Here is a 20,697-nt window from a genome sequence, read left to right on the forward strand (position 1 = left end):
ATGGACTTTAGACACTACTTACAACAACTGCAATCAAAACTAGAAAAAGGCAGTGAACGCACTCAATACTCCACATTATAAAATCTGATTAATAGTGTTATTTTAGGAATAAAATCCACCGTTGAAGAATTGGGAAATCAAGCAGGTATTCCTGATTTTACGGTGAGAAAGAATAATCAATTACTCGGTTATATTGAAGCCAAAAAAATCGGAGAAAACTTAGATAAAATTCAAAAAACTGAACAATTACAACGTTATTTAGAATCATCCATTGGTGAAAATCTTATCCTGACTAATTATCTTCAGTTTCATTGGTATCTTGATGGTAAACTGCAATTAAAAACCACCTTAGCTACAATTGAAAACAATCAAATAATTCCTGTTTCTAATATATTAGAAACAGAACAATTAATTAGATCATTTCTCAGCAAACAAGAAAAAACTATTAATAACTACTATGATTTAGCTAAGGAAATGGCCGCAGCAACTAAAGCTATTCGTTATAGTATTAATGAAGCCTTGAAAACCGAAGAACAAACAGGAGAATTAACTCAATTAAAATTATTATTCCAAGAGTTACTATTACCAGATTTAGATAATTATAATTTTGCTGATATGTATGCTCAAACCATAGCTTATGGTTTATTTACCGCTAGGGTAGGCCATTGTCATGGACAAACAACATATCAATTTAATCGTCAAAATGCGGGTATTTATATTAGTGACAAAATTCCCTTTTTACAAGGATTATTTAGTACAGTCATTTCCACAGATATCATCAGTAAAATTAATTGGACAATTGATAGTTTAGTGGAACTTTTAGCTAAAGTTGATATGAATAATATTCTAGAAAACTTTGGACAAGAAACGCGAAAACAAGATCCCATAGTCCACTTTTATGAAACATTTTTAGCAGCTTATGAAGCATCATTAAGAAAAAGTAGAGGAGTTTATTATACTCCTGAACCTGTAGTATCTTTCATTGTTAAAGCAGTTAATCATATTTTAGAAAATGATTTTAATTTAGATGATGGTTTGGGTAGTAAAAACGTCACAATTTTAGACCCAGCTACGGGAACAGGAACTTTTTTATATGAAGTCATTAAACAAATTTATTTTAACTTTGAAAAATATGGAGTTAACCGTTGGAATCAATTATTTAGAGATAAACAAGTTCTCAAACGTTTATATGGTTTTGAGTTATTAATGACTCCTTATACAATTGCACATTTAAAACTGGGATTATTATTAGAAAACTTAGGTTATGAATTTCAAGAAAAAGAAAGATTAAATATCTTTTTAACTAATGCTTTAAATGAAGGAGTGAAAAAATCAGAATTAATTTTAGGCCAGTATATCTCAGCAGAAGCAAACCAAGCAGCAGCAATTAAAACAGAAATCCCTAGTCATGTAGTTTTAGGAAATCCTCCCTATTCGGGACATTCAGAAAATAAAAATGAATGGATAGAAGGATTAGTTAAAGATTATTATCACATAGATGGATTATCTTTAGATGAAAAAAATCCCAAATGGTTACAAGATGATTATGTAAAATTTATTCGCTTTGGACAATGGAGAATTGATAAAACAGGAGTAGGAATTTTAGCTTTTGTTACCAATCATGGTTATTTAGATAACCCGACATTTAGAGGAATGCGTCAAAGTTTATTACAAAGTTTTAATCGGATTTATATTCTGAATTTACATGGTAATGCTAAGAAAAAAGAAGTTTCTCCAGATGGAAGTATAGATCAAAATGTCTTTGATATTCAACAGGGAGTAGCGATTTTAATTGCTGTTAAGGATATTCCTAAAAATCAGCTTATATTTAATCAACAAAATGCACTAGATAATGGCGTTTTTTATGCTGATTTATGGGGAACTCGTGAACATAAATATGAGTTATTGAAAGAATTAACGATGAAAACCGTAGCATGGGAAAAAATCAATCCTATTTCTCCTTTTTATTTGTTGACTCCTCAAGATGTTTATGCTTTAGCAGAATATAATCGAGGTTGGAAAATAACTGATATCATGCTTGTTAATTCTGTGGGAATTGTCACAGCACGAGATTCTTTAACAATTCAGAAAACTCGTGAAGACGTGGAAAAAATTGTTAATGATTTTGCATTTTTACCACCAGAAGAGGCAAGAGAAAAGTATAATTTAGGAAAGGATACAAGAGATTGGCAAGTTGCTTTAGCGCAAGATGATATTAAAAAAAGCAGAGTTAAACAAAATAAAAATAATACAATAAATAGAAATTCGATTAAACGGATTTTATATCGTCCTTTTGATATCAAATACACCTACTATACAGGTAAATCAAGGGGATTTATTTGTATGCCTCGAAATGATGTGATGAAAAATATGTTATTAGGTGATAATTTAGGATTAATTACCGTTAGACAACAATCTCAGTCTGGGGAATGGTCTTTAGTTGGTACTACTCAAGATATGATAGAATCTTGTGCTATTTCTAATAAGACCAAGGAAATTAATTATTTATTCCCTCTTTATATTTATCCAGAGAACGAAACAACCCAAGACAGAAAACCTAATTTCTCTCCAGAATTTCTGACTGTAATTAAGTCCAAATTAGGTTATATTCCCACAGCAGAAAATATCTTTTATTATATTTATGCTGTGTTTCATTCTCCTCAATATCGTCAACGATACTCCCAGTTTTTAAAGATTGATTTTCCGCGTCTTCCTTTAACTAGCAATAATGAATTATTTAATCAATTAGTTATCAAAGGAGAAAAGTTAGTTAATTTACATTTGATGAAAAATCTGCCCCCAACTCCCATTACTAAATCAGAAACTTCTACTACTGCTAATTTACCTTTATTTAATGGAGAAGAAAGAGGCGCTATTCATTATCAAGGTGATGGTAAAAATGAAATAAATCAAGTTAAATATAATACAAATAAACAGCAAATTTTGATTAATCAGAACTGTTATTTTTCGGGAGTTTCTCCAATAGTGTGGGAATTTAAAATTGGTGGTTATCAAGTATTAGATAAATGGTTAAAAGACCGAAAAAATGCTAACATAGATTTATCTGATGCGGAAATTACTCATTATCAACAAATCATTATTGTCGTCATAGAAACAATTAAATTAATGACAGAGATAGATGATATAATCCCTCAGTTTCCTATTATATAAATACCCCAAGATTCAGATTCCCGAATTATTAGAAAAGTCGGGAATCCAATTACCAATTACCAATTACCATGATCACAATTTTAATTGTAGATGACCAAGGTTTAATTCGTCAAGGTTTACGAGCGTTATTATAACTAGAATCAGATATAAAAATTGTCAAAGAAGTAGAAAATGGTCAAATTGCCATTAATTTAGTCAGAGAACTGCAACCAAATGTAATTTTAACGGATATCAGAATGCCCATTATAGATGGAGTTGCTGCGACTAAAGAAATTAATCATCAATTCCCTCATAGTAAAGTTTTAATTCTCACAGCTTTTGATGATGATGAATATGTAAAAGCAGGAATAAAAAATGGAGCAATGGGTTATTTACTCAAAGATACACCTTCAGAAGAGTTAGCAGTTGCCATTCGCGCGGTTAATAAGGGATATTCCCAATTATGACCAGGAATAGTCAAAAAAATTTTAACTCAATTTCCTGCAAATTCACCCCAAAACTTAACATCTGTACCAGCAAGTTTAGCAGAACTCACACCTAGAGAAAAAGAAGTTCTGCGATTAATTGCTATTGGTGATAATAATCGAGAAATTGCCGAAAAATTGTACCTTTCCGAAGGAACAGTCAAAAATCATATTACAAATATTTTAAATCGTCTAAATCTCAGAGACCGAACTCAAGCTGCTATTTTAGCTAATAGTTTTTTTACATATTTATAACAGGGTATTATAGTATGCTGTGTTTCAGGGTTTGGTGCGTTACACTGTCGCTAACACACCCTACTAGCCACTAACACAATTAAAATATATTATAGTATAATAAATCTAGATTACGATCGTTGATTCCTCATGCAAATTCCTCGCTTACATCCAGATACTATTGAAGAAGTTAAACTCCGCGCTGATATTGTTGATGTCATATCAGAGTATGTAGTTTTGCGAAAACGGGGTAAAGATTTTGTGGGTTTGTGTCCTTTTCATGATGAAAGAACTCCCAGCTTTACGGTTAGTCCTTATAAACAAATGTATTATTGTTTTGGCTGTCAAGCTGCGGGAAATGCAATTAAGTTTGTTATGGATTTGGGAAAACGTCAATTTGCGGAAGTGGTACTAGATTTAGCAAAACGTTATCAAGTCCCGGTTAAAACTTTAGAACCTGAACAAAGACAAGAATTACAACGTCAAATATCTTTACGTGACCAATTATATACTGTTCTCGCTTCCGCTGCTCAATTTTATCAACACACTTTAAGACAATCTCAAGGACAAAAAGCACGGGAATATTTAACAAAAATTCGTCAATTTAAAGAGGAAACTATTCAACAATTTGGTTTAGGTTATGCTCCTGCTGGTTGGGAAACTCTTTACCGTTATTTGGTGGAAAGTAAACATTATCCCCTACAATTGGTAGAACAAGCAGGATTAATTAAACCCCGAAAAGAAGGAGGAGGATATTATGATGTATTTCGTGATAGGTTAATGATTCCTATTCGTGATCTTCAAGGGAGAGTAATTGCTTTTGGAGGCAGAACTTTAACGGAAGAACAACCAAAATATCTCAATTCTCCGGAAACAGAATTATTTAGTAAAGGGAAAACTTTATTTGCTTTAGATGAAGCAAAAGACGCTATTTCTAAAGTTGATCAAGCGGTAGTTGTAGAGGGATATTTTGATGTGATTTCTCTCCATGCAGCCGGAATTAATAACGCTGTTGCTTCCTTGGGTACAGCATTAAGTATAGAACAAGTACGGCTATTATTACGTTATACAGAATCTAAGCAATTAACTCTCAATTTTGATGCAGATAAAGCTGGAATAAATGCTACGGAAAAAGCAATTGGTGAGATTGCTAATTTAGTTTATACAGGAGAAGTACAATTAAAAATTCTCAATTTACCTCATGGTAAAGATGCTGATGAATATTTACATGATCATACAGCATCCGATTATCAACAATTATTAACAAATGCGCCACTTTGGCTAGATTGGCAAATTCAAAATATTATTAAAAATCGAGATTTAAAACAAGCTACCGACTTTCAACAAGTTACCCAACAAATTATTAAATTATTGCAAAATATCGTTAATAGTGATACACTAAATTATTATGTCTCTTACTGTGCAGAAATTCTCAGTTTAGGAGATAGTAGACTTAAACCTTTAAGAGTTGAAAATCTCCTAACTCAGATTAAACCTAATAGTCTAAAATCTCTAAGTCCGCGTATAAATAAACCGCAACCTCAAAAACCAAAATTATCTTTAGTTAATACAGAACGCACTTTACTAGAACGGGCTGAGGCATTATTATTAATCATTTATCTTCATTCTTGCGAACAAAGACAAATAATTATTGAAGATTTAGAAACCCGCAACTTAGAATTTAGTCTTTCTCATCATCGTTTTTTATGGCAACAAATGTTAGAATTTTCATTAGATGAACTTGATTTAATTTCTAGTGTGCAAAATAGATATTTAGAATTATCAGAAGAATTAGACATAGTTTCCCATATATTTCATCTCAATGAAAAAAATAAAACAGAAATATTACGAACTCCTCACGTTATCCAAGCAGCATTAGCTTGCATGGAAAGAGTATTCCGAGAAAAACGCTATTATTACTTTAGGGAACAATGGGAAAAAATAGATCCTCAAACCGAACCAGAAAAATCTAAATATTATGCTGAAGCCATGTATATAGAAAAAATCCATTTACAAGACTTAGAGAAACAGCGACAATTTTCTATTAACGATTTAATTTAGGAAATTCTGTAGCTTGGGTTTAGTTCCTGACCCAACCTACATGGCTATAAGTCAATATTCAAAAAAAAAATTATCAACAACAAAATCCGCGACTTCTCAGAGAAGTCGCAGATCTAATTCTAGTTTATTAACTTATTAATTTACCTTCCTTCTGGGAAACCAATCATCTAAAATCGCGTAGAATACTGGCACAACAAATAAACTCAGAATAGTAGAACTGACCAAACCACCGGCAATAGATACAGCCATGGGAGACCGCAATTCTGAACCCGCACCCAAACCCAAAGCAATGGGAACCATCCCCAAAATAGTCGCTGCCGTAGTCATCATAATGGGGCGTAAACGTACAGGACCTGCTTTGAGAATTGCCTCAGTTTTTTCTATTCCAGAATCTCGTAATTGGTTAATGTAATCTACAATTAAAATCGCATTTTTATTAGTAATTCCCAGCAAAAACACAAAACCAATCAGAGATATCATGCCAAAATCACTTTTGGTAAAAAGTAGCGCCAACAACGCTCCCACAATTGCTAAAGGTAAAGAAAGACCAATAACTATGGGGTCTACCCAACTTTTAAACAGCCAAATCAGCACCACAATAATACAAAGCGCCGATAATCCTAAAGTTGTGCCAAAACTGCCAAAAACCTGATTTTGACGGGCAGAATCCCCACCTAAATTTAAAGAAACACCCGCAGGTATGACAGCCTGAGCCTCAGATACCACAATATCCGTTGCATTACCTAAAGTTAGATTTTGTCCCAGGTTAGCGCCAATATAAACCACTCGCTGATGATTTAACCTTTCAATTTGCAAAATTGTATCTTGTTGATGAGATTCACCTGTAATAGTTACATCAGCAAAACCAGATATTTTCTCAATTCGTGCTTTCACCGCTTTAGCTGCTGTAGTCAAAGCCTGGAGGTCTTTACCTTGTAAAGCTACTTGTAGAGGTTTTTGTCCACCGGTGTCTACAAATTGAATATCTTCTACACTTGTGGTGACACCCGCCAATTTTGGCAAAGTAGCACGGAGTTGGTCTTGGACTTGAGCCGTTTTCACTTTTCGTTCTGCTTTTAGCTTAACGTACAGCGTCCCTTTGTTTGGTTCACCTTCACGAGAACCGACAGTAGTAAAAACCGTGGCCACTGCCGGGGAATTTCTCACCACTTTTTCCAGTTTCTTAGCAACATCCAAGGAATCGTTTAAAAGATTAGAAATGGAAATAGGAGATGGGTCAGCAGATAAATCCACAGCAACAGACAAAGACGAACTTCCTAATTTATCTTTTCGTCCCCTTTGTGTTTCCCGTCCTCCTGGTTGTCCTCCTCCTCCTGGCACCTCTTGTCCAAGAGCCGCAGGAAGACTAGGTACTAGGGAAGTATAGACAATATTAAATTCTCCTCGGTCAAGTTTGGGAATAAAGCCTTTGGGAATTAGGGGAATTAGGGCAATGCCAGCAATTAAACTAACTACAGCTAACCCCACAACTATCAAACGGTGCTGTAAAGACCAAGCTAACAAATTGCGGTAAGCTTGCTCAAATCCCAGCCAAATCCTACCTTGCTTCTGGGGAGAACTAGATGATTTAGGCTTGAGCCAGTAAATAGCTAAGACTGGTGATAAAGTCCGGGCTACTAATAAAGATGTCAGCATAGCCGCAGAAACAGTAATCCCAAAGGGTTTAAAAAACTGCCCAATGACTCCACCCATCAAACCGATAGGTAAAAATACCGCCACCGCTGTTAAAGTGGCTGCGGTGACAGTTAAACCGATTTCATTAGTAGCTATCAGGGCGGCTTCCCGTGGGGTTTTTCCGTTTTCAATATGCCGCATGATGTTTTCGACATCAACTATGGCATCATCCACTATTGAGCCAATTACCAAAGCTAATGCTAACAGGGTAATGGTTTCTAAATTAAAGCCATATATCGCCATGACGATAAATGTCCCTAACAAAGATATGGGAATAGCTAAAGCAGAAATCAGGGTAGCTTGCCAATTCCATAAAAAAGGAAAAATTACAACCACCGAGAGAATGATAGCTTCTATCAGGGCATCTATAGTAGAATGGGTAGCATTACGGATATATTCCGCTTGGGTAGCAGCTAAAGTCAAAGTGACATCTTTTAAAGTAGCCTTTAGTTGTTGTACTTCCTTTTCTACTCCACTGACCACTTCTAGGGTATTAGCATCACCTTTTTTAATCACCTGAAAAGCCAAAGCATCTTGACCATTAAACCTAACTAAAGTTCCAGTGGGTGGCTGGAGTCCATTGGTTACTGTAGTCAGTTGGGGTTTTAATGTTCCACCCCCTAACAGAGACACTTTCAGCACCCCTGGTAATTTAGCGATCGCCGGAACAATTTTATCTTTTGCCAGTTGTCGTAAATTATCAATATCCCGGACGGAACTTTCAACGGCATAGCTAACAGTCGCTGATTCGTTCAGATTCAAAGGGATGATTTTTTTATTTGTATCCTTGGGTAGATTTAACTGATTAACTATTTGGGAAATTTTGTTAGTCGCAGTTTCTAAACTTGTACCGACAACAAAAGAGGAAACCACCGCAGTTTGACCCGGATAAGTTGATGAACGAATATCCTCAAGTCCTACCAATGATTTTAGACCTTCCTCTATGGGTTTAGTCAGTTTTTCCTCTGTATCTAGGGTACTGCTTAGGGGCGCTTGGACAGTTACCACCACCACTGGAAAAGTGATATCTGGAAATAAAGCATATTTGAGAGAACTGAATGCCAGAACCCCAGCTACCGTTACACCTATCCAAAAACACACCGTCAACCAAGAAAACTTAATTGCTAATTTGGAAATATTAAAGCTTTCACGGGCGGATGTTTGGGTTGTTTTGGTCTGTACCATCTGATAAAATTATTATCTTAATCATTATTCATTAGTCATTCGCAATCGGGAATAGTTTTTACCCATTACCCCACAAAATGCCAACTCTGATTTTAGTCCCCCAGGGGGCAGAATATCAAGCCGTCTGTCGTGGATTAAGTTGTATCCCCAGTCCTCCACCCCAGGTATTAACCACCCCCATGGGAATCGCACAGATGCAGGAATATTTACAAAAATTAACCCACATCCGTGAAAATTCTATCTTGATGATGGGTTTATGTGGTAGCTTAAGCGGAAAATACCAGGTTGGAGATATTGTTTTATATCAAAACTGCCTTTATCAAGGAAATCTACAAGAATGTAATAATTATTTTACCACAGATATATATACCCGACTGGGTGATCATGTATCTTTAGTCAGGGGGTTCACAAGCGATCGCATTGTATGTACAGCCGCAGAAAAACACCACTTACATCAACAATACGGTGCTGATGTTGTGGATATGGAAGGATATCCCTGCCTAGAATTTTTCCGCCAATTCCCAGACAAACAAGTGGCTATATTGCGAGTAGTCAGCGATGATTCTCACCATGATATCCCCAATATCACATCCGCGATTAGTGAAAACGGTTCTTTGCGACCTTTCCCCTTAGCTTGGGAATTAATCCGTCAACCACAGTCAGCTAGGCGATTAATTACTGGTTCATTGAAAGGACTCAAGGCTTTAACAGCAGTGACTCAATTATTATTTACGCCAGATCCCTGAATTCTCTAAAAAGTCGGGGATCTGAATATCTCAGCCGAATTAAATTAAACAATTTCTGGGGCTGAGAAATTTCTGCTAAACTAGGGGTGTCAAATTCACTTTAACAATTGTATCATTAAAGTCCTTGTCACCGCCACCACGCATATCTTCAAAACCAAAGGTATTATCACCTAACATCCGCACGTGGTCAACACCATCTGAGTTAGCACCCAAGAAGGTGAAGTAAATATCTGGATCATTATTAGAATTACTATCAAGTAAGGCATCAGGTGTACCATTAACAATTAAAAATGGCACCACGATAGAACCACTGGGAAGAGTTGCGCTAGAAGAGGCTGTACCACCGTCGTTCACCGATAAATTAATATCGGAAATCCGTTTATTAATGGCTGCTTGAATATAACCAGCTTCTCCTGGTAGGATATCAGCCTGACCATCACCATTAGTGTCAATACCGCCATTCTCACCAGTGACTTGATAGAAACCAACGAAGTTGTTGTAATTTGCTTCTCGGTAAACCGTAAAATCAGCTTTTACATCACCTGTGATATTCCGCAGATATAATGATTCCCCTTGTGGTTGGCTTTGCAGGTTTGTACCTAGAGGGATCGCTTGATTAGTTACTTGAATATTCACACGCAAATCCTCAAACCCAGTCGGATCACCAGAACCATCTTCCCACTCCAGGGAAAAACTATTAGATCCTAAGTCTGTAATTTTGAGGTTAGAAGAGTTGGCAATGAGAACATTTTCCATGGGAGTGGTTTTATTTAGTACAGAGTCCGTTGAACCATCTTTTACTAAATAAAATCTCAAATTGTCATTAGTGTTAAATAATAATAATCTTTTCAGGCTATTATCATCAAACCCAGAAGGAGAATTAGTCAGGGTAGAGAAAATTACCTGACCTCTGGCCAAGGCTTTTTCTGTATAACCCTGTTCCCCGGTCGCAATACCATCTATTTTACCACTAGCATCATCAACGGTAAATACTCCTATTTCATTGACACCATCAGAATTACTTCCCGTCAATGTGAATTCTAGTGTCGCATTACCATTACTATTATTATCTTCAATCTTAAAGACATCACCACTAATTAGTGTCAGGAAACTGTTTGAATCCGTTTCATTGATATCATTAATATTCACAGTCAAAGCTTTTTCATAAGTCAGCCCAGCCGCGTCTTGTGTCTTGACGCGAATCTTGTAACTGGACTTAGTTTCAAAGTCTGGAGATAAATTAATTTTAAGTTGATCTCCGTCAATAGTAAAAGCAGAATTATCATCATCACCTTCACCAGTAACTAGGCTATATGTAAAACTATCCTCCGTATCTGGATCTGTGGTTATCAATGAACCAACAACTGTATTGTCTGGGACATTTTCATTCACTCTGTCATTACTGAGACTTAAACCTGTAGGTGCTTCGTTCACAGGAGTTCCAAACACGACATAAGCTGCTCCAGCACCAGAATTAGCAAAGGGAGCGCTAATAATGAAATCGTTAACACCGTCACCGTTGACATCTCCTGCACCGCTAACTGAGTGACCTAAGTTACCATTTACAGCAATACCACTAATGATAAAGCCATTTGTACCGTCGAGATTGGAGAGTTCAAAGGTAGAACTAAAGCCGTCCCTATTACCATAGATGACATAGCTTTGTCCATAACTATTATTAGCATTATTCGCCCCAATAATGATGTCATCAATTCCATCATCGTTAATATCCCCTAAATTACTGACAGACCAGCCAGCGTTGTCAAAGGCAGCAATACCGTTGATAGTAAACCCATTACTGCCATTAAGATCGGAAAGGTTAAAATTGTCACTTATGTTGCCTTCTTTACAAAAGACTACATAGGCTCTGCCCGCAAATTCTTTATTGTTGGGATTTCCATCTCTTGCACCGATAATTAGGTCTGCAATCCCATCTCCGTTAATATCTCCGGCTTTACTAACAAAGAAGCCTGATTGATCTTTATCTTGCCCATTGATGGTAAAGCCAGTAAAATCATTATTACTATTATTATTACTATCAAGGAGGGAGACATTGATGGTATTGTCAGTAATCGGATTTTCCGTGTCAATCCTCCGTCCATAAATGACATAACTGCTGCCAGAATTATTACCATTGGGATCTGCATAAGGCGCACCAATAATTAGATCATCTATTCCATCCTTATTGATGTCTCCAGCATCACTGACAGAATAGCCCAGATTATTGAGGTCATCACTAATGATTTTCAAACCGTCATTTAGCCCAATATTAGACAAGTCTATGGTTGAACTGAAACCACCTTCCTTGCCAAAGATGACATAGCTTTCACCGTCAATGCCGTTTTCATTATCACTAGGATTGGTTGCACCAATTAATAAGTCCTTGGTACCATCACCATTAAAATCGCCGGCACTACTAACAGCCCAACCTGCATTATGACCCGAATTACTGCCTTTGATAGTCAGTCCTTTGCTACCAAGGTCGGAAAGTTCGATGGGATTACCAAAATAATCAGACTGTTTGCTACCAAAGATAATATAAGCAGCCCCGGAATTATCCCCATTGATACGAGAAAAAGGTGCGCCAATGGCTAGGTCATCAACACCATCACCGTTAATATCCCCAATGTTACTAACGGAACGGCCTGATTGATCACCGGCTTGAGCCCCGTTAATCACAAAGCCTTTAGTACCGAGAGTAGAAGGATTTAAGGTTAGATCAAATCCCTCTTTGCTACCAAAAATTACATAAGTTACCCCTGCATTACTTTTATCATCAGGATCACTCAAAGGTGAGCCAATAACTAGATCCCCAATACCATCACCGTTAATATCACCAGCATCGCTGACTGAATAACCTAAGTTATCGTCTCTTTCAGCTGAGATAATAAAGCCGTTCTTGCCGTCGAGTGTGGAGAGGTCAAAAAATTGCGCGCTCATAGTGGTATTGTTGGTTTTCTGAATGTTTGATAAATTTCGGTTAGGACTTAAGCAAAAACTTTCCTAAACCTTTATTTCTGTCTTCATTGCTATGGGTTACAGATGGCTAAAGTGACTCGTGTTTCGGTCCTATCGGTGACAGCAAAGCAGGTGTAATAGGTAGTCAATCGGGTGGTCAATCGGGTGAGCCACCCTAGTTACACAAATTCATGCGATAAATCTGCATTAACATAAGTCTCTAGGCTTCGGTAGCTAGAGTAAGTATTAATGCTTTAACGCTAATATTACCGAAGTTTTCTGAAACTTACGCATCAGTGTTCCCATAGCGTCTTGAAGAGAAGACTAAAATCCTGACTGTAATGTCAGGTATTATACCAGTTGCATGGGTCTTATTTCACATAAATGGGTTACATAAACGTGACAAGATAGCCTAAGCTGGAGTTAAGTAGCTTGAGTTACTTTTAATGGCAGTAGAGAAATAGTAGTTAATGCCCCGTCTTATGGAAACTTTTCTTGGACAGTTGAGTATCCAGATTTGGTATAGATACTTTTTAGGTTTTGATTCTAGGATTTTCTACCCACTTTCTTATGACCATAATTTTCACCTCTGATCATCAAATTCAGGACTATTTAAGATTTGGGGTTTTACGTAGGACATCCTAAAAAAACAAAGATGCTAAAATTGACGGCTGATTTGATTGAACGGCTTTCGATTTTTCACTAACAATAAAGTTTACTTGAATTGCCCAAAAACAATATATCCCACTTATGGCACTATTAATTATGAAGTTCATGAAGTCTTTGTAAACTTTAGGTAAAGATGAATAATATAGCATTTCCTAGTCCACTGAGGTACAGATTTATCCCTAATTTTGTGAAAATATAGCGGATTACCATAGCGGGCATTTTGCCCGCACCACAAGATTTTGATCATTAATATCCGTACCTCATAATATCGGAAACTGCTGTAATTCCTTTTTTGGTTATCAACCCTTAGACTAAAAATGGGAATTTTTGGCAAAAATATCTGATCTACTACTTTTTGTCCCAGGGGTAAACTCTACCTTTCCATTCACCCCCACGTCCTTGCCAATGACGCAATGCTGAATCTACTGTCATCAGAGTATATAAAAAAGCAATGATTGGTAAACTAAAAGCAAAAATTGCGGGACATTTATAAAAGCGAATAATTGGCAAATAAGCAAAAGTCATGAGTAGATATGCTGTGAAAGATACTAGGGTAATTTGCCAATTTCCTAATAACACTCCTAAAATAATTCCTATTGGTGGTAATAAATAAACTAAAGTCATTCCTAATAAACTACCCACTAGTAGTACAGGGGAATAATTAAGTTGTGTATAAGCACTTCTAGCTACCATATCCCAAATTGTTTTCAGGGAATCATAAGGGCGTAAACTGATTGTTGAAGTGCTTAGTCCTAACCAGATTTTGCCATGATTTGATTTGACGGCCTTTGCTAAGGAACAATCATCAATTAAGGCTTGACGAATTATTTGCAACCCACCAATTCTATTTAGGGCCTCTCTGTGAATTAAAATACAGCCTCCCGCTGCGGCTGCTGTGGTTTTTTTGGGGTTATTTACCCAGGAAAAGGGGTAGAGTTTTTGGAAGAAAAAGACGAAAGCGGGAATTAATAGTTTTTCCCAAAAGCTTTGACACCGCAAGCGCACCATGATAGATACCAGGTCTAAATTCTGGGACTCGGCTTTGGCTACTAAGCTCCGTAAGTTACTAATATCATGTTGTATATCCGCATCTGTTAGTAAAAAATAGTCTGGTGTCAATTCACTCGCTTTTTCTACTCCTTGTGCCATTGCCCACAGTTTACCCGTCCAACCTGTAGGTAATGATGCGCTGGAGACAATCTGCAATTTATCAGTTTTATCAAGGGCGTAAGCTACTCCCTGGGCAAAATTGGCTGTACCATCGCTACTTTGATCGTCTACTAAGAAGATGGTGAAATTACCAGTATAGTCTTGCAAGAGGAGCGATCGCAAACTAATAGGAATAACATTCGCTTCGTTACGTGCTGGTACTATTACACACACCGTCGGTAATGATTTTTCTATAACGCTTTTATTTGTTTCTAATTGGTGATTAACTCGCCAAAATTGTCCCCAAAATAAGAGTAAAAATAACCAAGTTATCAGGGATATAAAGGTTAAGGTTAATACAATTGTTATCATAATTTTCCCTTGACTGCAATTCAAAATTTAATTATTACTGATTTGGATAGAATACAATGTTTGCTGATTTTGGGGAAGAATTTTCTCTGATTTCGGTTATGTTATTAATTATTATTGGCTGTTGAAGAAGTATTTTATGCAAACACAAGATAGAATAAAAGTCAAGCAAGTAGTAGATGCGATTACAGCTAGTCAAAAATATCTGCTTTCGATGCAAAATAGAGATGGTTATTGGTGGGCTGAGTTAGAATCTAATGTTACCATTACTTCTGAGGCTGTTTTGCTGCATAAGATTTGGGGAACGGATAAAAATAGACCTTTAGATAAAGTTGAAAATTATCTCCGTTCTCAACAGCGAGAACATGGAGGTTGGGAATTGTTTTATGGAGATGGTGGGGATTTAAACACAACTGTAGAGGCTTATATGGCTTTGAGGTTGTTGGGTGTACCCGCTACAGACAACGCACTAATAAAAGCGAAATCCCTAATTTTGGCTAAAGGTGGTATTAGCAAAACTCGCATTTTTACCAAGTTACATCTAGCTTTAATTGGCTGTTATAATTGGCGCGGCCTTCCTTCTTTACCACCTTGGGTGATGTTGCTACCCGATAATTTTCCTGTCAATATTTATGAACTTTCTAGTTGGGCGCGTTCTAGCACTGTACCATTATTAATTGTCTTTGATCGTAAACCCATCTTTAAAATTGATCAACCCATTAATTTAGATGAATTATATGCTGAAGGTGTAAATAATGTCCGATGGGAATTACCAAAAAATGGTGATTGGTCGGATATATTTAACATCCTCGATGATGGTTTCAAATTAGCCGAAAGTCTGAATTTTGTTCCTTTGAGGAATGAAGGTATTCAAGCCGCAGAAAAGTGGATTTTAGAACGTCAAGAAGTTACCGGAGATTGGGGGGGAATTATTCCCGCGATGTTAAATTCTCTGTTAGCTCTAAAATGTTTAGATTATGATGTGAATGACCCAATTATCCAGCGAGGTTTAAAAGCAGTTGATAATTTTGCTATGGAAACAGAAAATAGTTACTGTGTACAACCTTGTGTTTCTCCTGTATGGGATACAGCTTGGGCGATTCGGGCTTTAATTGATTCAGGTTTTCCCGCAGATCATCCCGCTATTGTTAAAGCAGGAGAATGGTTAATAGAGAAACAAATTCTCAATTATGGTGATTGGAATGTCAAAAATAAGCAAGGGAAACCCGGTGCTTGGGCGTTTGAATTTGACAATCGTTTTTATCCAGATGTGGATGATTCGGCTGTAGTTGTTATGGCTTTACATCAAGCTAAATTACCAAATGAAGAATTGAAAAAACAAGCTATTAATCGGGCTTTAAATTGGATTATAACTATGCAATGTAAACCAGGGGGTTGGGCGGCTTTTGATCTTGATAATGATCAAGAATGGCTTAATTCTATCCCCTATGGTGATTTGAAAGCTATGATTGATCCAAATACGGCTGATGTCACTGCTAGAGTCTTAGAAATGTTGGGGGCTTGTAATTTATCAATTCCAGCAAATAATTTAGAAAAGTCTTTAAATTATCTTTTGGAAGAACAAGAAATAGAGGGTTGTTGGTTTGGTCGTTGGGGTGTGAATTACATTTATGGAACTAGCGGCGTTTTATCGGCTTTAGCTTTAATAAATCCTCTAAAATATGGTGAAAATATTGCCAAAGGTACAGCTTGGTTGGTCAAAGTTCAAAATAATGATGGTGGTTGGGGAGAAACTTGTTTTAGTTACAATGATCCTAGTTTGAAAGGACAAGGAGAAAGCACTGCTTCCCAAACAGCATGGGCTTTAATTGGCTTGATTTCCGCCGGTGAAGCAACTGGTAAATTCGCTATTGATAGTATGGAAAAGGGGATTAATTACCTGTTAACAACACAGAAATTAGATGGTACTTGGGAAGAAAAATACTTCACTGGAACTGGTTTTCCTTGTCATTTTTATTTGAAGTATCACTTCTATCAACAGTATTTTCCTTTAATGGCTTTGGGACGATATCAAGCAATAAGTTAATCACAGAAAGTAGGGATAATTCATCAATTGTCCCTCACCCTAACCTAAAAATATACCCAATCTCTTTAATGAACTTTAATGAAATTTAGAAATATCGCTATAGATATACCTCTATCTACTTCTTTAGGATGAAGTTAAGTCAATAATTAAGATTTAGACTAGAGTGAGTTTACTATTCAATTCAAATTATGAGTTATATCAAATTAAGATGAGGCTACTGAGAATAAGATATCAAGAATAATTGACCGCAGATAAACGCAGATAAATGCAGATAAATTGAGACAAGTTTTTGAGTAGAGATTCAGCATAGTATTCATATCCCCAACTTCTAGCAAGAAATCATAATTTATTCACAGGATTAAATAAAATAAAGAAGTCGGGAATATTACTCAAAATATTGATGAAAATACTGGAGATAAAAAATGAAATATAATGAGTTTATAATCCATGTCCAAAGTCTAGCGCAATCAGAATCTCTTGAGGAAGCTGAGGTCGCTACTCGTGCTACTTTGGAAATTATTAAACAAATTGTTCCTAGTGCTGAAAGAGAGGAATTAGCAACACAAATACCCCAGGAATTAGGGGAATATTTACGTGGAGGTGAAGCAGAACCTATTGAAGCTTTTAATTTACAGGAGTTTATTGAACGTATTAGTGAAAAAGAAAATGTGAAACCTACTATCTCAATTATTCATGTCCGCGCTGTTTTTGCTGTTTTACAAAGCGCTATCTCGCCAGATAAATTTCGCAAGTTTTATGACTATTTTTCCCGTGACTATGAGGAATTATTTAGCATTTTATTAATAAATCAAGCCTCCGCTTAATTAGCATTAATTAGCAGAAATTTCTCCGTCGAAGATTATAGTTAACCCTAGCCTATTATATACCTGATTTCTTGGAGAAGTTGGGTATATTTTTGTTTATTTTGTTTATTTTGTTTATAATGGCTAAAGTTCAATATCAAGTTGATTTAAATTATGCTGACTTTTACCCAACGTCAACCACTTAATATTCCCACTACAGTTAATATTACTCTTTCACTGACTGCGGAAGAACGGACTCGCAGCCGTTATAAATTTATATTAGCAGATGGTCAGGAGATTCTTTTGCGTTTACCTAGAGGGACAATATTAAATGATGGTGATATACTTATTGATGAAAACCACAGTATTTATATGAAAATTATTGCTAAACCTGAACCTGTTTTAACTGCTTACGCGGAAATTCCTTTATTATTAAGGGCTGCGTATCATTTAGGAAATCGTCATGTACCCGTGGAAATTACTCCCACTTATTTACGCTTATCTCCAGATCCAGTTTTACAGGCTATGTTGACCCAATTGGGTTTAGAAATTCAAGCGGAAATTGTCCCTTTTCAACCAGAATTAGGTGCTTATGGAAATCACTCTCACGCATAACAATTTTTTGGCGATTTTACAATTAGCAAGTCCTGCTTTACCTGTAGGTGCTTATGGTTATTCGGAAGGTTTGGAAATGTTAGTAGAAAATGGGACTATTACTAATGCTGATAACCTCAAATTTTGGCTAAAATCTGAATTAATTTATGGTTCAATTTGTCTAGATGCTGGGGTAATTGTTAGGGCTTTTCATGCTGTAAAAACCGATGATATAGAGGCTTTAAAACGCTGGAATTTATGGTTATCGGCCGCCAGAGATACGGAGGAATTACGGGCTGCTAGTTGGCAAATGGGACGTTCTCTGATGCAATTATTAAGTAAGCTAGAACCGGAAATTTTACCTTTAGTCCATGCTGTGGGTTATCCTAGTAATTATGCGATCGCTTTTGCTATAGCTTGCGCTTATTGGGATATAAATATTCAGGCCTGTTTATTAGCTTATTTACACAGTTGGGCTAATAATTTAATTACGGCTGGGATCAAACTTATTCCTCTGGGACAAACTGCGGGACAAGAATTATTACTGGGTTTACAACCTTTATTAACCACTACTGTGGAGGAAATTTTGCTCATGGATGATGATGATTTAGGATGTTGTAATTGGGGTTTATCTTTAGCAAGTATGCAGCACGAAACCCAGTATACTAGATTATTTAGGAGTTAAAAACTATGACTGCTTTGAGAATAGGGGTTGCAGGTCCAGTCGGTTCAGGAAAAACAGCTTTAGTAGATGCTTTATGTAAGAATTTACGGGAAAAATATCAGTTAGCAGTAGTGACAAATGATATCTATACTCAAGAAGATGCTCAATTTTTAGTTCGTTCTCAAGCTTTAGAAAGCGATCGCATTTTAGGAGTAGAAACGGGAGGTTGTCCCCATACTGCTATCCGTGAAGATGCTTCTATGAATTTAGCCGCAATTGAACAATTAGAAGAGAAATTTACCAATTTAGATTTAGTCTTTTTAGAGAGTGGTGGAGATAATTTAGCTGCTACTTTTAGTCCTGAATTAGTGGATTTAACCATTTATGTCATTGATGTGGCTGCTGGTGATAAAATCCCCCGTAAAGGTGGTCCAGGTATCACTAAATCTGATTTATTAGTAATTAATAAAACTGATCTTGCTCCCTATGTGGGTGCTGATTTAAATGTTATGGAACGAGATGCAAAAAAAATGCGCGGTGACAAACCTTTTGTTTTTACAAACCTGAAAACTCAAACTGGTTTAGGAGATGTGATTCAGTTTGTGAATGCGGCTATTTGTTAATTGTCAGAAATGGCTAACGCCACGCTTCGCTATCAGGATTTACAGGATTAAAGGATTTTCAGGATGTGATTGATTTGCTTTCAGAAACAAACACAGATTTATTATGATTCTAAATCATTGATTAATGATTCTATAGCTTGGCTTTTTAGTTCTTTATTAGGGAGAAAATAAAACACTTTTTTTAAAGTTTCTATATTTGCATTTTTAATGAACCATTCATCACTAGGATTCTGTGTCAAGCTAAAATGAAGCTTTAAACGGTCATTTATAGCATCTTTATCTGCTCTTTCTAATTGTCCTTTTCGTTAGCGTTTAACATTACTTCAATCTTAATTAGTCAAGAAATTAAATAGTGTGACGTAAAATAGAATGGAAAGGTAGTTATAATTGGATATTAAGGTTTTTTCTTTCCCTGTTACCCCTGATAAATTTTCTTGTAAAAATCAACCTGAATGATTATATGTATAATTACAAACAAGCTATTTTATCATTATTTCTAGTAGTGTCCTGCACTATTATTAGCAGTTGTGATACTAACAATACCGCTAATAACCCAACTCCAGAAACCACACCCAATAACAAAATTAACCCCATTCCTGAAAAAGAACCACAAAAGTCTCCCATTCCCGCAATTGAGCCATTTTCCACCAATTCCCATAGTAAAGCTATATCCGGGAAAACTACCAACGTTACCTTATACATAAGTGATGATCAATGTCAAGAGCTAATTGCTAAAAAAGCTGACGTTTCCGCAGCAGAACCCATGAATGAAGCCATAGGTAAAATATTTAAAGAACAAAGTACAGCAGATTTTAGTGTATCCGGCTATCGTGTTAATGTGAAAAATGGTGTTGCGATTGTTGATATCCGCATTTCACCAGAGTCAAAAAGACAAGTATCTTCTCTTTCTAGTTGTGAACAGTTTGCGTTGTTTAGTAGTGTCCGCAAAACATTAATTAGTAATTCCCAGTGGAAAATTAAAGATGTCCGCTTTACGGAACGTGGAGAGGAGATTATGCTGTGAGGAACGTGAATTTTTAACTTACAATTCTTGGTAACGACAGTCTAATCGTATCGGCTCAATAAGTAGGGGTAGGTGATAGATAGAGTGACAAAGTGAACACTCTATCCCTATGACTAATTATTAAATGGGTTATTGAGCAAAATAGCGGTTAATTGCTCAGAATTTTGTGTGCTACAACCCAAAAAATTCAAAAAACCATAGAACAGAGAATTAAGGAGAAATGCGGCAAAATAAGAATTCT

12 protein-coding genes and 1 pseudogene are annotated in these 20,697 nt (G+C 36.2%); 10 read left to right on the forward strand and 3 right to left on the reverse strand.

The annotated features are described in order from the left end of the window. Positions 1-129: 129 nt before the first annotated feature. From H6F39_RS03945 to dnaG, 3 genes and pseudogenes are all read left to right on the forward strand, one after another. Positions 130-3,171, forward strand: coding sequence for a type ISP restriction/modification enzyme (locus H6F39_RS03945; protein ID WP_242028607.1), 3,042 nt, complete (start codon positions 130-132; stop codon positions 3,169-3,171). Between the two features lie 68 nt (positions 3,172-3,239). Continuing rightward, positions 3,240-3,890, forward strand: a pseudogene (locus H6F39_RS03950) (response regulator). A 129-nt stretch (positions 3,891-4,019) separates the two neighbouring features. Next, on the forward strand, positions 4,020-5,930 hold the full coding sequence (dnaG, locus tag H6F39_RS03955) for a DNA primase (protein ID WP_190371283.1): 1,911 nt from the start codon (positions 4,020-4,022) through the stop codon (positions 5,928-5,930). Between the two features lie 135 nt (positions 5,931-6,065). Here dnaG and H6F39_RS03960 read toward each other — a convergent pair whose 3' ends face one another. Further along, positions 6,066-8,810 (reverse strand): efflux RND transporter permease subunit, encoded by a 2,745-nt coding sequence (locus H6F39_RS03960; protein WP_190396275.1) that lies wholly within the window; start codon positions 8,808-8,810, stop codon positions 6,066-6,068. A gap of 77 nt (positions 8,811-8,887) precedes the next feature. Between H6F39_RS03960 and H6F39_RS03965 the strand changes: the two genes are divergently transcribed. Further along, a complete protein-coding gene (locus H6F39_RS03965) occupies positions 8,888-9,556 on the forward strand; it encodes a phosphorylase (RefSeq protein WP_190371285.1) in 669 nt (222 codons plus the stop codon). Between the two features lie 75 nt (positions 9,557-9,631). On the opposite strand, the gene H6F39_RS03970 is transcribed toward H6F39_RS03965, so the two are convergent. Both H6F39_RS03970 and H6F39_RS03975 read right to left on the reverse strand, forming a co-directional pair. Next, positions 9,632-12,496 (reverse strand): DUF4114 domain-containing protein, encoded by a 2,865-nt coding sequence (locus tag H6F39_RS03970; RefSeq protein ID WP_190396276.1) that lies wholly within the window; start codon positions 12,494-12,496, stop codon positions 9,632-9,634. A gap of 1,035 nt (positions 12,497-13,531) precedes the next feature. Continuing rightward, positions 13,532-14,704 carry a glycosyltransferase gene (locus H6F39_RS03975; protein ID WP_190396277.1) on the reverse strand — a complete coding sequence of 391 codons (1,173 nt, stop codon included), beginning with the start codon at positions 14,702-14,704 and terminating at the stop codon, positions 13,532-13,534. Between the two features lie 136 nt (positions 14,705-14,840). Here H6F39_RS03975 and shc point away from each other — a divergent pair, with 136 nt between their 5' ends. The 6 genes from shc to H6F39_RS04005 all read left to right on the forward strand — a co-directional run bounded on the left by shc (position 14,841) and on the right by H6F39_RS04005 (position 20,456). Beyond that, positions 14,841-16,748 (forward strand): squalene--hopene cyclase, encoded by a 1,908-nt coding sequence (gene shc / locus H6F39_RS03980; RefSeq protein ID WP_190396278.1) that lies wholly within the window; start codon positions 14,841-14,843, stop codon positions 16,746-16,748. Positions 16,749-17,170: 422 nt separating this feature from the next. Then, positions 17,171-17,572, forward strand: a complete 402-nt coding sequence (locus H6F39_RS03985; RefSeq protein WP_137907062.1) for a DUF2267 domain-containing protein — start codon at positions 17,171-17,173, stop codon at positions 17,570-17,572. A 153-nt stretch (positions 17,573-17,725) separates the two neighbouring features. Next, complete coding sequence (ureE, locus tag H6F39_RS03990) at positions 17,726-18,166, forward strand: urease accessory protein UreE (RefSeq protein ID WP_137907061.1); 441 nt, start codon at positions 17,726-17,728, stop codon at positions 18,164-18,166. Continuing rightward, positions 18,144-18,830 (forward strand): urease accessory protein UreF, encoded by a 687-nt coding sequence (locus H6F39_RS03995; protein ID WP_137907060.1) that lies wholly within the window; start codon positions 18,144-18,146, stop codon positions 18,828-18,830. The genes ureE and H6F39_RS03995 overlap by 23 nt, the downstream gene beginning before the upstream one ends. A 5-nt stretch (positions 18,831-18,835) precedes the next feature. After that, positions 18,836-19,432, forward strand: a complete 597-nt coding sequence (ureG, locus tag H6F39_RS04000; protein ID WP_190371290.1) for an urease accessory protein UreG — start codon at positions 18,836-18,838, stop codon at positions 19,430-19,432. A gap of 460 nt (positions 19,433-19,892) precedes the next feature. Continuing rightward, complete coding sequence (locus tag H6F39_RS04005) at positions 19,893-20,456, forward strand: sporulation/spore germination protein (protein ID WP_190396279.1); 564 nt, start codon at positions 19,893-19,895, stop codon at positions 20,454-20,456. Positions 20,457-20,697 lie beyond the last annotated feature (241 nt).

It is taken from the genome of Dolichospermum sp. FACHB-1250 (assembly GCF_014696335.1).
GTDB classification, from domain to species: domain Bacteria; phylum Cyanobacteriota; class Cyanobacteriia; order Cyanobacteriales; family Nostocaceae; genus Dolichospermum; species Dolichospermum planctonicum.